Origin of the sequence: Sorangium sp. So ce1504 (genome assembly GCF_051521635.1) — a bacterium.
In the GTDB taxonomy this organism is placed as follows: domain Bacteria; phylum Myxococcota_A; class Polyangia; order Polyangiales; family Polyangiaceae; genus Sorangium; species Sorangium cellulosum_B.
The window spans coordinates 283,965-298,119 of record NZ_CP150365.1 but is presented as its reverse complement, the minus strand read 5'-3'; the positions used below and the strand labels follow the sequence as shown (position 1 = coordinate 298,119).

The following is a 14,155-nucleotide window of genomic DNA, read 5'->3' as shown; positions in this document are numbered from 1 at the left end:
CGCCATCTCCGGAGGACAGACTCAGGGCGACTCGGGGTTCGCCATGGCGGCCCGGAGCCGGCTGCAGGCCTCGACGAACCCGGTCGAGAGGACCTGGTCCAGGTGCCAGAAGTTCCTCTGCCGCTCGTGCTCGTAGAACCGGGCGATCGTCACCAGGAGCAGGTCCACGCACAGCGCCGGGTCGCGCCAGGCGGGCTCCGTCCGCGGCCCGCTCCGCGATCCGCTCCGTGGCCCGTCAGCGCACGACGCGGCGAGCGTCCGCTCGAGCACCGCGGCGACCTGCGCGAGCTGGAGCACCATCCGGCGGCACGCGCTCGCGCGGATCCCTCCGCCCTTGGCAGCCACCGGCCGCAGCGTGTCGTCGAAGGCCGTCGCGAGCTCGCGCCACAGCAGCGCGCCCGCCTGATCCACCGCCTCCTTGAGCCCCGCGGCCGGAACGCGCGGCGAGAGCGCGTCGACGAGGCGGGCGCGCGCCCCCTCGTCCTCGGCCAGCGCGCGGTACGGCTTCGACCAGCGGGCGACCTGGCGGCGAACGTCCCCCACCGTCAGATCGAGCTTGAGCCCCGTGATGGGGAGGAGCGACGCGTCCGGCAGCTTCAGGGAGGGCCTGTGCCAGGCGTACTTGCTCTCCATGAAATCGGCGAGCATCTCGGCGATGCCGTTGCTCGCGGCCACCTGGAGTCGCGCCCTGATGTCGGCTTCGGCGAAGCGGAGCAGCGCCGCCTCGTCGAGCTCGGTGCGCCCCCCGCGCTCGACGAAGGCCGAGGCGATGCCGGGGCCGACCGCGCCGGGAAAGATGGTGTCGAGCGCGAGGGGCTCCTCGATCCGCGGCAGCACCGCGTACTCCCACTCGAACTCGGCCAGCGCCTCCTGCCACGCATGGCCCCAGGCGTCATGAACCACGTAGTCCTCGACCTCCGGTGTCCGGAGGACCATCACCATGGTGGCGAGGGTCTGTGTGACGACCTCGGTCGGGACCGCGGCCGCGTCCGCGAGGGAGCGCGCGAGCGCCGGATCGATGGCCGCGCGGTCGAAGTAGCCGAACGCGGGAAACCGCGCCGTCGCCGCGGTGTTCGTGTCGTCGCATCGGGCGATGAAGGCGGAGATGGCGCGCCGCTCCTCCTCCGGGCGCTCGTCCCAGCCGGGCACCTCGAGCCGCGGCGCCTCCCCGGAGCCCGCCGCGCCGGGCGAGCCGGTCGCCGGCGCCGACGCGCGGATGCACAGGAAGATCGCGGTCGACGTCATGAGCAGATCCACGTCGCCCGGGCGCCACGGCAACGGGCCGTAGATCGCGCTCATGAGCTCGGCGCACGCGGCGGGCGACGCGCCCCCCTTCGCGGCGAGCTCCGAGGCGATCGCCTTCGTGATCGCGTGCTTCACCGCGAGGTTGGAGGTCATATGATCCATCGCGGCCTCGACCTGCGCGAGCTCCGCCTCGTCCCACCCGAGCGCCTCTCGCAGCGCCCGCCGGACGCGCGGGATCCCCTCGCTGCCCTCCGGCAGATCGAGCGGGAAATCGAGGAGCGGGCGCGACGCGACCGTATCGATGAGCGGCGCGGAGCTGCTGCCGGCGAACCGGAGCCAGAGCAGCACCGCCTCGGTGAACCAGGCCCGGAAGGACGCGCTCGCCGCATGGAACTCGTCCGGGGTCGGCTCGCTCAGGGCGTCGATGCCGCGCATCAGCCGCTCGCGAAGATCGCGCCCCCTCGCCTCCCGCTCCTCGCGGCTGCCCTTCGTCGCGTCTTGCAGCTCCTCGATGTCGGCGAGCAGATCGAGCGTGGGTCCCCACGCGGCCGGGAGCGTCGGCTCGAAGAGGGCTGCCGCGCACAGGATGGGCGCCGAGGGCTGAGACCTTCCGTTCTGCTGGTCCATGGCGTTTCCTTGAAGAGGGGTGCGACCTCCCATCGCATCACAGGCGCATGCCCTGAGCAAGGCTGCGGACCAGCGCGTCCCCGCGAGAAGATGGGAGCCTTCCGGCACACACCGCAGGTTCGTGTCCTCGGGCCTGCGATGTGTCTCTCGGGCCTCCGCGCCGAGCGCACGGGCTCCACCATGAACGCTGGCGTCCGCTTCGGGACCGCTCTGGTTTCGCGCGCCCGCGGTCCCTTCCGGGATCGCCGGCGCACGAAGCGCACCCACGTATTGCTCTCTCGTGAGCGACGAGAGCATTCGCCCCTGCGCGAAAGTTTCCGTGCGGTGCTCGCCCCGCCCGGGGTGTGAAGCCGGGGCAGCTCAGCGGAAATCAGCAGGGCTCAGCAGGAGGTCGAGAACGCCGCCGCGTCCAGCCCGTCTGAGCAGCGGTGGCGGGAGGCGCGCCTGCAACGCGCCCCCCGCTGCTCGCGCCGTCGTGCGCTCGATCTTGACCTCTCAATCTCAAGGAGACAGCTCGCATGTCCACTCGTACCCTTACACATCGGCTCGACTCGGGCCTTCCCCTCGGCGCTCGCTCCCGGCGGCTGCGCGGAGGCATCGCCGCGGCGCTCGCGCTCGCCGCGGCGCTCTCGTCCGCCGCGTGCACCCCCGTCGAGACGGACGAGCCGATCGGCGAGGCCCGGCAAGCGGTGAGCGACGGCAGCGGCATCTTCGCGTTCGCCGACGGCGGCATCTGGCGCCGCGGCGCCCTCGGCCCGGGCACCGGCAACGACTGGTATCGGTCCGGGACCTTCATCGGGATCACGGCCGCCGCCTTCTACAACGGTGAGCTGTACGCGGCCGCGAAGGACAACAAGCTGTGGAGGCGCGGCGCCCTCGGCCCGGGCACCGGCAACGAGTGGGTCGAGGTCGGCGAGGCCTACAACGTTGTCGCCATGGTCGAATACAACGGCAGCCTGTACGCGGCCGCGAAGGACAACAAGCTGTGGAAGCGCGGCGCCCTCGGGCCGAACACCGGCAACGACTGGAGCTATGCCGGCGACGCCATCAAGGTCGTCGGCCTCGCCGTCCTCGACGGCAGCCTGTACGCGGCCGCGAAGGACAACAAGCTGTGGAAGCGCGGCGCCCTCGGGCCGAACACCGGCAACGACTGGACCTACGTGGGGGACGCCTACAGCCTCACCGGGCTGACCGCTCACAACGGCGCCCTCTACGCAGCCGCCTGGGACAACAAGCTGTGGAAGCGCGGCGCCCTCGGGCCGAACACCGGCAACGACTGGACCTACATGGGGGACGCCAACGGCGTGGTGTCCCTCGCCTCGTCGCCGTCGGCCTGCGCCATCGGGGAGATCCGGCTCGCCTCGGGCCAGTGCGTCGCGCCCCCGACGTTCGACGGCAGGGGAGGATACCACCTGTGCTCAAGGGAGACCGGCAAGGTGGTGGACTCCGACCTCCTCGCCGTCGCGTGGAGCGGCGCCGCGGCCCAGCGCTGGAACATCACGGCCGACGGAGACGCTCTGTTCGCCGTGCAGCCTCGCTCCGGCGCCTCGTTCCTGACGGCCGACGTCAGCTCGGGGTCGCCGGCGATCCCGGACGTCACCCTGGAGTCTGCGAGCGGCGACCGGAACCAGAAGTGGGCCATCTTCACCGCGGATCCGGCGTCGAGCCCGCAGCCGCACCTCGACAGGGGTTATTTCAAGCTCCAGACGCTGCGAGACGGCACCTACGTGCGGCCCAATCAGCCGTCCAGCGCCGTGCCTTACGACGTCAGCCGCGGGCCGGCGAACGGACAGGAGCTCTGGCACCTAATCGCCGCCCAGCCGTCCCGGGCGGAAAGTGGCCGGTTCGTGGTGCTGCGGGAGCCGGACGGCGTGCCGTGGGACCACGCCGAGGTACCGGAGTTCACGGCGTACGACACGACCTTCCCGGCGACGACCCCGCAGAAGCTCATCGGCGACTCGCCCGTCCCCTACTTCTACGTGGTGGACGGCGACCGGGCGCAGCAGGTCAAGACATCGCCTTACTACCGGATGAGCCGCTACGGCTACTGGACGTTGATGTTCAGCACGCACTGGGACGCCTCGCCGGCGCCCGCCCTGTATGAAGCCAGCTTCACGGCCGGCTACACGCAGGAGACGGCGGCGACCGTCGAGACCGCCATGGGGCTCACCGTGACCGGCGCGGACTCCCTGACGTTCGGTGGATCGAGCGCCCCGCTGGCCTCGACCTTCAGCCGCGATCTCGACACCTTCATCACGCAGAGCGCGACGACGGTGGCGCCGGAGGTCATCGACGTCGAGCTGGCGGCTCCTCCCGATGTGAACTACGGGTACGCAGGGTGGGGGTGGACCGACCGCTACGTGCTTGAGCGAGCCGACGGCTCCGTCGTGCTGTCGTGGAGCGTCGCCGACCCGGGCGTGACGTTCGAGCGCGTCTGGCAGCCCTGACCCTGGCGGCCCCGGCACAACGCCCGTAGGCGACAGGTCATGGCGGAGCCTGGCGCACGCACGAAGCTCGGGAGATTGCCGCTCAATCTGCGCCTCCCCAACGCGCCGCCGTTCTTCGCCGGCAGGGGCGCGGCGTTGGCGCGGCTCGCGGAGGCGATCGGGCGCGCGCCGGTGAGCTGCGTCTCCGGCATCGGCGGGCTGGGCAAGACGGCGCTCGTCTGCCACGTGCTGCGCGCCCGCTTCGCCGAACGGGTGCCGCGCGCGGTCATGGCGCGCCTCGGCCGCGGGGCGCTGCTCGATCATGTCCTGCTCACCGTGGCACGGGCGCTCGCCGAGGTGCACGACGTCCGGGGCATCGACTGGACGGCGATCGCCACGGATCGCGACGCCCTCATCGCCGCCGCGATCGATCTCGCCGAGCCGGAGCCCGCCTCCGGCGCGACTGCTCACGTCGTCGTCCTCGACGACCTGCACCACGCCGAGCCCGCGCGCGTCCGCGAGGTGCTCGGCCGCCTCGCGCAGTACGCGCGGAGCAGCCGATGGATCGCGGTGAGCCGGGAGGATCCTGGGCTCGAAGAGCTCATGGGCCAGACGGTGGCGCTCGACGGCATGCCGCAGGGCGAGCTGGCGGAGCTGGCGCGCGCGTGGGGAGGAGCGCTGGCGGGCGACGCGGGCGTCCTGCGCGCCGCGGCGGGATCGCCGTGGCGCCTCAAGCAGCTCCTCGCGGGCCGCCAGCCGATGCACGAGCCGGACGGGCGGAGCGTGCTCGACGGGCTGCCGGCGGACGCGGCCGAGCTGCTCCGCGCGATGTGCGTGATCGAGATCCCCCTGCCGGTCCCGGCGCTCGCGCGCGTCGCGGAGGTGCCTGGCGCGGAGGTCCTCGCATCGCTGGCGCGGCGCGGCTTGCTCGAACGATCACCGGACGGGCTGCGCATGCCCGACCTCGCGAGCGCGCTGCTCGCGGGCGAGCTCGGCGAGGACGAGCTCCGCGCGCGCAAGGGCCACGCCGCGGCGGCGCTGGCGGGGGCTCCCGGCCTGCGCGCGCGGCACGAGGCGCTCCGCCTGGCGGTGGACGCCGGCGATCCTGCCCGCGCGCTCGCGCTGTTCGACGCGCACGGCGAGGCGCTGCTCGAGGCCGGCTTCGCGCGGGCGCTGCACCGCATCCTGGCACCCGCCGCGATCCCGGAGCTGTCGTCGTGGCGGCTGCGCGCGGCGGTCGAGACCGGCGATCCCTTGCTGCTCCAGGACCTCTCGCTCCCGGCCTCGCCGACGCCGGCCGACCGCGCGCACCACTCGCTCGCGCTCTTCCACCAGGGCCGCTACGACGAGGCCGCCGCGGAGGCCCTCGCGGCGACGCGGAAGGCCGGCGCCGCCGGGCTCGCGCGCGTCGCCTTCCAGGCCGGCCGCACGCGCGCGCGCTGCTTCATGGACCGCGGCCTGTTCAAGCAGGCGCGCCAGGCGTTCGAGGCGCTGGACGCGGCCTCCCCGGCCCTCGCGGCGCAGCGCGACATCGACGTCGCCGCCTGCGCCGCCCTGATGGGGCAGCGCGCGCTGGCGCTGGGGCTCGTGACCGGCGTGGAGGAGCGCCTCGCCGCGCTCTCCGGCGGCTCCTTCGCGCTGCGCTTCGGCATCGCCTCGGCGCTCTACGCGCTCGGCGCCGTCCGCCGGGCCGAGGCGGCGGCCGCGCGCCTCGAGGTCGCGCCCGGCGCGCAGGCCTTCCTGCCCGCACGGACGCTGCTGCTCCTGGGCGCGATCGCCACGGATCGCGGCGCGCTCGCCGATGCCGCCGCCGTGGTCGACAGGCTCGTGCCGCTCGCCGCTCGCTCGCCGATCAACGCGATGTTCGCGCGCCTTCTGGCGGCGCGGCTGCGCTGCCTGCGCGGCGACCTCGACGGCGTCGACCAGGAGCTCACCGCCCTCGCGGAGGCGTCGCTCGCAGGGCTCCGGTGCTCGGCGGAGGCGCTGCGCGTGCGCGCGGCGATCGAGCTCGGCGCGCCGCCGGGCGCCGCGGAGGAGCCGCCTGCCCCCGCGAGCGAGCGGACCCGCTGGGGCGACGAGCTCGCTCTGGCGCGCGTCGCTCAACGGAGCCGCTGGGGGCTGCCGTTCGCCTGGCCGGAGCTGGCGGAGCCCGACATGCCCGAGGTGGCCGTGCTCGCGACGCTGGCGCGAGGCACCGTCGCGCTGGCCGCGGGCGACGCCGGAGCGGCGCGGCGCGCGGCGCTGGACGCCGCCGGTTGCGCCGCCGAGCAGGGCTACGGCACGCTCGAGATCGCGGCGCGCGCGCTCGCGCTCGAGGCGCTCTGGTGCTCGGGGGCGGAGTCGGCCGCGGCCGCGGACGAGGCCGCGCAGCTCAAGGAGACGGCCCGGACCACGGGGGCCATGCCATGCGCGATCGCCGCCGAGCTGCTCGGGGAGCTGGCGTCGCCCGCGGGGTTGTCGCCGGCGCGCCTCGCGGGCTTCGCCGATCTCGATCGCGTCGCGCCTGCGGCGGCCCGGCGGGCGCGCGCTCTGCTCGGCGACGCGGCCTCGCTCGATCGCATCGACCGCGCCGTCGTCGAGGCGGCGCGGCGCCGCACCGGGGTCGCCGTCGAGAGGATCGGCGCGCGGGATCCTGGCGCCGAGGGGCGCGGCATCGCCTTCGACGTGCGCTCCCAGCGCGTCTGGCTGCCGGACCGCCAGGTCGATCTCTCCGAACGCCCGCTGCTCTTCCGCATCCTCGAGGTCATCGCCGAGCACGGCGGCGAGGCCGACAAGGAGACGCTCGTTCGCCTCGCGTGGCAGGAGCCGAGCTATCACCGGCTCCGCCACGACGCGCGCGTCCACACGGCGGTGCGGGCGCTGCGCCGGCTCATCGAGGACGACCCCGCGTCGCCCCGCTGCATCGTCACGACGCCGTCAGGTTATGCCTTCGGCGCGGGTCTACCGGTGCGCCGCATCGTCCCGCGCTGATCCAGGCGTGATGTGTACGCAGCCGCTGGCAGGGGAACAGGCCACGCGATGAAGCTCCGGGCGCGCGTCGGAGACGTTCGTGCTCGTGCCGGAATCCTTCGAGCTCGCGCCAAAGGTCGTTTCCTCGGGGCTCCGCCCCGCCCCGCCCCCTGGCGTTCGCCTCGCGATCGCTCTAGCTTCGCGCGCCCGCAGTCCCCGGCGGGATCGCCGGCGCACGAAACGAGGAAAGAACCCCATGCGCGTCTACATCATCGGCGCGGGCCCGGGCGATCCCGGGCTCATCACGGTCCGCGGCGCCGAGCTCGTCGCTCGCTGCCCGGTCGTCATGTACACGGGCTCGCTCGTCCCCCGGGAGATCGTCGCGTCCGCGCGGCCGGACGCCCGCGTCATCGACTCCTCCGGCATGACCCTCGACCAGATCGTGGAGGTCCTCGTCGAGGCCAGGGACGCAGGGGACGACGTGGCGCGCGTGCACACGGGCGATCCCGTCCTCTTCGGGTCGACGGCCGAGCAGATGCGCCGGATGGATGCGCTCGGGATCCCGTACGAGATCATCCCCGGCGTCTCGTCGTTCACCGCGGCGGCCGCGGCGCTCGGGCGCGAGCTCACGCTGCCCGAGCTCTCGCAGACCGTCATCCTGACGCGCGCCGAGGGGCGCACGCCGGTGCCGCCCGCCGAGCGGCTCGAGGAGCTCGCCCGCCACCAGGCGACGCTGTGCCTGTTCCTGAGCATCACCCTGCTCAAGGACGTGACCGCGGCGCTCATCCCGGCCTACGGCGCGGATTGCCCGGTCGCTGTCGTCCACAAGGCGAGCTGCCCCGATCAGAAGATCGTGAGAGGCACGCTCGCCGACATCCGGGAGAAGGTGCGGGCCGAGGGCATCAAGACCCAGTCGATGATCCTGGTCGGCCGGGTGCTCACCTCCACCGATTTCGCCGACTCGCGGCTCTATGATCCGGAGTTCAGCCACCGCTTCCGCAAGGCCGAGAAGAAGCTCCTCGTCCCTGGCACGACCGAGGAGGACTCGTGAGCGCGGAGGAGAGCGCCGGAGCGGCGGCAGGTCGACGAGGGCTCGTCATCGTCTATACGGGCCACGGCAAGGGCAAGACGACGGCCGCGCTCGGGATGGTGTTCCGCGCGCTCGGCCGGGGCATGCGCGTCGCGGTCGTGCAGTTCATCAAGGGGAAGTGGAAGACGGGAGAGCGGCTGTTCGCCGAGACGCTCCCCAACCTGACGTTCCTCGTCATGGGGCGCGGCTTCACCTGGGAGAGCGACGATCTCTCGCGCGACAAGGCGGCGGCGCGCGCGGCTTTCCAGGAGGCCGCGGCGCTCATCGCGGGCGGCGAGCAGGACATCGTGGTGCTCGACGAGATCACGTATGCGCTCCATTACGGCTTCATCGCCGAGGACGAGCTGCTCGCGGCGCTGCGCGCGAGGCCCGCGCACGTGCACGTCGTGATCACCGGCAGGAACGCGCCCGACGCGCTCCTCGCGCTCGCCGATCTGGTGACGGAGATGAGATCGGTGAAGCACCCGTTCGAGCAGGGGCAAAAGGCCCAGATCGGAGTCGATTTCTGATGTCCCGGGCCATCCCCCGGCTCGTCGTCGCCGGCACGGCGAGCGGCGTCGGCAAGACGACCGCCACGGTGGCGATCGCGCGCGCGCTCCGCGCCCGCGGCCTCGAGGTCGCGCTGTTCAAGTGCGGCCCCGACTACCTGGATCCGACGTACCACGCCCGCGCCGTGGCCGGGATATCGCACAACCTCGACGGCTGGATGATGGGCCGGGAAGCGGTCCTGTCGACGTTCGCGGCGGAGGCCGCCGGCGCCGACGTCGCGCTGATCGAGGGGGTGATGGGGCTGTTCGACGGGGCGAGCCCGACCGGAGAGGAGGGCTCGACCGCCGAGATCGCGAAGTGGCTCGAGGCGCCGGTCGCGCTCGTGGTCGACGCGTCCGGGATGGCCCGCAGCGTCGCGGCGCTCGTCCAGGGCTTCGCGGGCTTCGATCCGGCGCTGCGCGTCGCCGCTGTCGTGTGCAACCAGGTCGGCAGCCGCGGCCACCTCGACATCCTCCGACAGGCGCAGGCGCAGGTGAACCGGTCGCTGCCGGTCCTCGGCGGCCTGCCGCGGGACGAGGCGCAGCGCTTCCCCGAGCGCCACCTCGGCCTGCGCACGGCCGACGAGGCCGCGCTCCCCGAGGAGCGCCTCGACCACTGGGGCGCGCAGGCCGAGGCGTGGATCGGGCTCGACGCGCTGCTCGAGATCGCGCGCGCGGCGCCGCCGGTGCCGGAGGTGGCAGCGACGACGTCGGCGGTCAGCATGACGGCGCCGCCGCGCCAGGCGCGCATCGGCGTGGCGTTCGACGAGGCCTTCCACTTCTACTACGCGGACAACCTGCGCCGCCTCGAGGCCGCCGGGGCCGAGCTCGTGCGGTTCTCGCCGATCCGCGACGCGCGCTTGCCCGACGTCGACGCGCTCTACCTCGGGGGCGGCTACCCCGAGGTGCACGCGGAGCGCCTGGCCGCAAACGCCGCGCTTCGCGACGAGATCCGCGCGTTCGCCGGCCGTGGGGGCCCGATCTACGCCGAGTGCGGCGGGCTCATGTACCTGGCCGAGGCGATCCGCACGCTGGACGGGCGCGCGCACCCCATGGTCGGGCTCGTGCCCGCGGAGGCCGCGATGTGCGAGAAGCTGCAGGCGCTCGGGTACGTGGAGGTCGAGACGCAGGCGCGCACGATCCTGGGCGGCGCGGGGCTCCGCTTCCGCGGGCACCAGTTCCGCTACTCCGAGCTCCGCCCGTCGCAGCGCGCTGTGCCGGCGCCGGCCGAGCCGGCCGCGGCGCCAGCCGAGCCGCCGCCCGCGCAGGCGCCGCCGCCTGCCGAGCACGCGCCCTTGCCGATCGAGCACGCCTACTCCGTTCGGCGCCGGCGCGGCGGCCAGGTCGCGCGCGAGGGGTACCGGGCGGGGAGCGTCCTCGCCTCGTACGTGCACGCGCACTGGGCCTCGAACCCGCTCGTCCCCGAGGGGCTCGTCGCGAGCGCCGCCGCGCACCGGAAGGAGCGCGCGCGATGAGCGGCCCGGGCACGGCGCCGCGCCGGGTCGCCCTCATCGGCGGCGGCGTGCGCTCCGGCAAGAGCGCGTTCGCGCTCTCCCTCGCGCGCTCGCTCGGCGAGCGCCGCGCCTTCATCGCGACCGCCGAGCCGTTCGACGACGAGATGCGGACGCGCATCGACGCGCACGTCCGCGAGCGAGGCAGCGCGTTCCTCACCGTGGAAGAGCCGATCGCGCTCCCCGAGCGCATCACCTCGCTCTCCGGCGTCGACGTCGTCGTCGTCGACTGCCTCACGCTCTGGCTGTCGAACCTGCTGCTCCGCGACGAGACCGAGGGCCGCGCGCTCGGGCCCATCGAGGAGCGCATCGAGGCGCTCGCTGCGGCGGTCGAGTCGGCGGCGCCGCACGTCGTCCTCGTCTCGAACGAGGTCGGCATGGGCGTGGTCCCGGAGAGCCGGCTCGGCCGGGCGTTCCGCGACCTCGCGGGGCGCGCGCACCAGCGGCTCGGCCGCTCGGCCAGCGAGCTCTACGTGGCCGTGATGGGCGCGATCCTGCGCCTGCGCCCCGGCCCGGTCGCGCTCGTCGTCGGCGGCGAGGACGCGCGATGACGGCCGCCGCCGCGCTGCTCGTCGCTGTCGCGTTCGACCTCGCCTGCGGCGAGCCCCCCGCCGCCTTCCACCCCGTCGTGTGGATGGGCTCCGCGATCCAGGCCCTGAAGCGCGCCGCGCCCACGGGCGGCCGCGCCGCGGAGCTCCTCTGGGGCGCGCTCATGGCCCTCGCCGTCCCCTGCCTCTTCGCCGCGCTCGGCGCCGGCGTCGCGGCGCTGCTCGCCCCGCACCCCGTCATCGCGCTCGCTTTGTCAGGTCTCTTTCTGAAGCCCACCTTCGCGCTCCGCGCGCTCCGCGACGCGGCCTTCGGCGTGCGCGACGCCCTCGCGGCGGGCGATCTCCCCGCGGCCCGCGGCGCGCTGCGGAGCCTCTGCAGCCGCGACCCGTCGGAGCTCGACGAGCCCGCGCTGGTCGCCGCGTCGGTCGAGTCGGTCGCGGAGAACGCGTCGGACAGCTTCGTCGCGCCGCTCTTCTACTTCGCCCTCTTCGGGCTCCCGGGCGCGCTCTTCTACCGCGCGGTGAACACGCTCGACGCGATGGTCGGCTACCACGGCCGCTACGAGTACCTCGGCAAGGCCTCGGCGCGGCTCGACGACGCGCTGAACTTCGTGCCGGCGCGGCTCACCGCGCTCCTCCTGCTCGCCGCCGGGTGGCTCCGCGGCGCCGACGCGCGCCGCGGCCTCGCCGTGCTCCTGCGCGACGGCGGCCTCACCGAGAGCCCGAACGCCGGCCGGCCCATGGCGGCGATGGCCGGGCTGCTCCGGGTCGAGCTCGAGAAGCGCGGCCACTACCGCCTCGGCGACCCCGTGGAGCCGCTCCGGCGGGGGCTCATCGACGAGGCCTGCCGGATCGTGCTGCTCGCGGCGCTGCTCTTCGCCGGGCTCGCGGCGGCCCTCCTGGCGGCGGCGTCCTTTGGACAGGAGCTCTTCCGATGACGGCGCTCACGGTGATGGTCCAGGGCACGGCGTCCTCGGTCGGCAAGAGCCTCCTCTGCACGGCGCTCTGCCGCATCTTCCAGCGGCGGGGCCTCCGGGTCGCGCCGTTCAAGTCGCAGAACATGGCGCTGAACTCGTTCGCGACCCTGGACGGCGGCGAGATCGGAAGGGCGCAGGCGGTGCAGGCCGAGGCGGCGCGCGTCGCGCCGACGGTCGACATGAACCCGGTGCTGCTCAAGCCCGAGGGCGACTCCCGCTCCCAGGTGATCGTGCTCGGCAAGCCGATCGGCAGCCTGCACGCGCGCGACTATTTCGCGTACCGGGGAGAGCTGAAGGACATCATCGCCCGCTCGCTCGGGCGGCTGCGCGAGGCGCACGACGTCGTGGTGATCGAGGGGGCGGGCAGCCCCGCGGAGATCAACCTGAAGGACCGCGACATCGTGAACATGCACGTCGCGCGCGTCGCCGACGCGCCGGTGCTGCTCGCCGGCGACATCGACCGAGGCGGCGTGTTCGCCGCGCTGGTCGGCACGATGGCGCTGCTCGAGCCCGACGAGCGCGCGCGCGTGGCCGCGTTCGTGATCAACAAGTTCCGCGGCGACCTCAAGCTGCTGGAGCCGGGGCTCGACATGCTGACGGCGCGGACGGGCGTCCCTGTGCTCGGCGTGGTGCCTTACCTGAAGCAGCTGCGCATCGCGGACGAGGACTCGGTGTCGCTGGAGGGCCGGCGGCGCCGGGCGCCGGCGGGCCCGGGGCAGCTCGACATCGCGGTGGTCCGGCTGCCGCGGATATCGAATTACGACGACGTGGAGCCGCTGGAGCACGAGCCCGGCGTGGTGGTGCGGTTCATCGAGCGGCCGGACGAGATCGGGAATGCGGACCTCGTGCTGCTCCCCGGGACGAAGAGCACGATGGCCGATCTCGCGTGGCTGCGCGCGAGCGGCCTCGCGGAGGCGGTCGCGGCGCGCGCCCGGCAGGGCGGCTGGACGCTCGGGATCTGCGGCGGCTGCCAGATGCTCGGCGGGGCGATCGAGGATCCGGAAGGCGTCGAGTCGGCCGAGCCGGCGGCGCGGGGCCTCGGGTTGCTCGATGTGTGGACGCGGTTCGAGCGGACCAAGACGGTGGCGCAGGTGCGGGCGCGGCTCGCGGGCTGCTCGTTCCTGGGCGCGGCGGGCGCGGCGAGCATTGGAGAGGCCGAGAGCGAGGGCGCGGGAGAGCTGACCGGCTACGAGATCCACATGGGCCGCGTGGAGCGGGTGGGCGGCGCGGCCGCGGCGTTCGCGATCGGGTCGAGGGGCGGCAAGGCCGAGCCGGCGCTCGACGGGGCCGTGTCGGCGGACGGCGCCGTGGTGGGCACGATGATCCACGGGATCCTCGACAACGACGGGCTCCGGCGGTCACTCCTCGCGGCGCTGCGCGAGCGGAGAGGGCTCCCCAGGGCCGCGGGCGAGCCGGCGATACCGAGCCGGCACGAGGAGTACGACCGGCTCGCCACGGCGGTCGAGGCGAGCCTCGACCGGGCGCTGCTCGACCGCATCGTGGGGCTCGACCGGCGCTGAGCGGCGCCCCGACGACCGGGCTCGCCGCGGCTCACTCCTTCGTGAACCTCATGTAGTGCTTGATGGGCCCCGAGGCGTCCGCTCCCGCCGATACCGGGAAGCCTCTCGTGAACGAGGATCCCTGCGCGCAGAACGGGTTCTCCTCGGGCTCCTCGCCCTCGGACTCGACGGCCAAGAGGGAGCCGGAGACCGACCAGGTGCCCATCGACGTCGTCGTGATCCGCCCCAAGACAAACGTACACGCGCAGTCGGCGCCCGCATGAGCACACTCCGCCGAGGTGAAGGGCGACTCCTTCCCAGCCGCGGCCCGCTGCATTTTCACGCTGAGCTGCGCGCACGTGATCGGGATGTCCTCGGCCGCGAGGCACGCCGCAGGGTACACCACCTTGATCGGCCCTTGCTGCGTGACGGTCGTGACATGGGTGTTATCGGCCCGGAATTCGGCGCGTCCGCTCACCACCATGCCGCTGATGTCGATCTCCGCGTCACACCCCTCGTCGAGGTCCTCGAACATCGAGGGATCCAGGCACGCCTCATCCATCGTCCACGTCCCTGTCGGGTCGCCGCCGCACGCCGCGACCAGCCCGCAGGAGGGGCCCTCTTCCTTGCTGTTTCCCTCGTCGTCGACGCTGCCGCCGCACGCGGACAGCGCCAGCAGGGTCGTCACGATCACGGCCGAGAACACGCCAGAAACGGATTTCATCCCATCCTCTATTCGCAGGGATTCTCTATTGG

General features: G+C 73.7%; 10 protein-coding genes. 8 read left to right on the top strand and 2 right to left on the bottom strand.

From position 1 onward, the window contains the following. Positions 1-21: 21 nt before the first annotated feature. Complete coding sequence (locus WMF39_RS01160) at positions 22-1,872, bottom strand: hypothetical protein (protein WP_437743713.1); 1,851 nt, start codon at positions 1,870-1,872, stop codon at positions 22-24. 518 nt (positions 1,873-2,390) lie between these two features. Here WMF39_RS01160 and WMF39_RS01155 point away from each other — a divergent pair. From WMF39_RS01155 to WMF39_RS01120, 8 genes are all read left to right on the top strand, one after another. Beyond that, on the top strand, positions 2,391-4,319 hold the full coding sequence (locus WMF39_RS01155; RefSeq protein WP_437743712.1) for a hypothetical protein: 1,929 nt from the start codon (positions 2,391-2,393) through the stop codon (positions 4,317-4,319). A gap of 39 nt (positions 4,320-4,358) precedes the next feature. Beyond that, positions 4,359-7,268: a hypothetical protein gene (locus tag WMF39_RS01150; protein ID WP_437743711.1), complete on the top strand. Its 2,910-nt coding sequence runs from the start codon at positions 4,359-4,361 to the stop codon at positions 7,266-7,268. Between the two features lie 235 nt (positions 7,269-7,503). Beyond that, on the top strand, positions 7,504-8,298 hold the full coding sequence (cobM, locus tag WMF39_RS01145) for a precorrin-4 C(11)-methyltransferase (RefSeq protein ID WP_437743710.1): 795 nt from the start codon (positions 7,504-7,506) through the stop codon (positions 8,296-8,298). Further along, positions 8,295-8,846 (top strand): cob(I)yrinic acid a,c-diamide adenosyltransferase, encoded by a 552-nt coding sequence (gene cobO, locus WMF39_RS01140; protein ID WP_437743709.1) that lies wholly within the window; start codon positions 8,295-8,297, stop codon positions 8,844-8,846. The genes cobM and cobO overlap by 4 nt, the downstream gene beginning before the upstream one ends. Next, a complete protein-coding gene (locus WMF39_RS01135; protein WP_437743708.1) occupies positions 8,846-10,339 on the top strand; it encodes a cobyrinate a,c-diamide synthase in 1,494 nt (497 codons plus the stop codon). Before cobO ends, WMF39_RS01135 begins: the two co-directional genes overlap by 1 nt. After that, positions 10,336-10,926, top strand: coding sequence for a bifunctional adenosylcobinamide kinase/adenosylcobinamide-phosphate guanylyltransferase (gene cobU, locus WMF39_RS01130; protein ID WP_437743707.1), 591 nt, complete (start codon positions 10,336-10,338; stop codon positions 10,924-10,926). The genes WMF39_RS01135 and cobU overlap by 4 nt, the downstream gene beginning before the upstream one ends. Next, entirely contained in the window at positions 10,923-11,861 is a 939-nt protein-coding gene (gene cbiB / locus WMF39_RS01125; RefSeq protein ID WP_437743706.1) for an adenosylcobinamide-phosphate synthase CbiB, read from the top strand. Before cobU ends, cbiB begins: the two co-directional genes overlap by 4 nt. Further along, the gene (locus WMF39_RS01120; RefSeq protein WP_437743705.1) at positions 11,858-13,420 is read left to right on the top strand and encodes a cobyric acid synthase; all 1,563 of its coding nucleotides are present in this window, start codon (positions 11,858-11,860) and stop codon (positions 13,418-13,420) included. The genes cbiB and WMF39_RS01120 overlap by 4 nt, the downstream gene beginning before the upstream one ends. Positions 13,421-13,451: 31 nt before the next feature. On the opposite strand, the gene WMF39_RS01115 is transcribed toward WMF39_RS01120, so the two are convergent. Continuing rightward, positions 13,452-14,123, bottom strand: coding sequence for a hypothetical protein (locus WMF39_RS01115; protein ID WP_437743704.1), 672 nt, complete (start codon positions 14,121-14,123; stop codon positions 13,452-13,454). Positions 14,124-14,155 lie beyond the last annotated feature (32 nt).

What these genes read in the sequence shown, in the direction of transcription:
- WMF39_RS01120 (WP_437743705.1), top strand. Translation starts at nt 11,858, where the DNA reads ATGACGGCGCTCACGGTGATGGTCCAGGGCACGGCGTCCTCGGTCGGC.
- cbiB (WP_437743706.1), top strand. Translation starts at nt 10,923, where the DNA reads ATGACGGCCGCCGCCGCGCTGCTCGTCGCTGTCGCGTTCGACCTCGCC.
- WMF39_RS01150 (WP_437743711.1), top strand. Translation starts at nt 4,359, where the DNA reads ATGGCGGAGCCTGGCGCACGCACGAAGCTCGGGAGATTGCCGCTCAAT.
- cobU (WP_437743707.1), top strand. Translation starts at nt 10,336, where the DNA reads ATGAGCGGCCCGGGCACGGCGCCGCGCCGGGTCGCCCTCATCGGCGGC.
- WMF39_RS01115 (WP_437743704.1), bottom strand. Translation starts at nt 14,123, where the DNA reads ATGAAATCCGTTTCTGGCGTGTTCTCGGCCGTGATCGTGACGACCCTG.
- cobM (WP_437743710.1), top strand. Translation starts at nt 7,504, where the DNA reads ATGCGCGTCTACATCATCGGCGCGGGCCCGGGCGATCCCGGGCTCATC.
- WMF39_RS01135 (WP_437743708.1), top strand. Translation starts at nt 8,846, where the DNA reads ATGTCCCGGGCCATCCCCCGGCTCGTCGTCGCCGGCACGGCGAGCGGC.
- WMF39_RS01160 (WP_437743713.1), bottom strand. Translation starts at nt 1,872, where the DNA reads ATGGACCAGCAGAACGGAAGGTCTCAGCCCTCGGCGCCCATCCTGTGC.
- WMF39_RS01155 (WP_437743712.1), top strand. Translation starts at nt 2,391, where the DNA reads ATGTCCACTCGTACCCTTACACATCGGCTCGACTCGGGCCTTCCCCTC.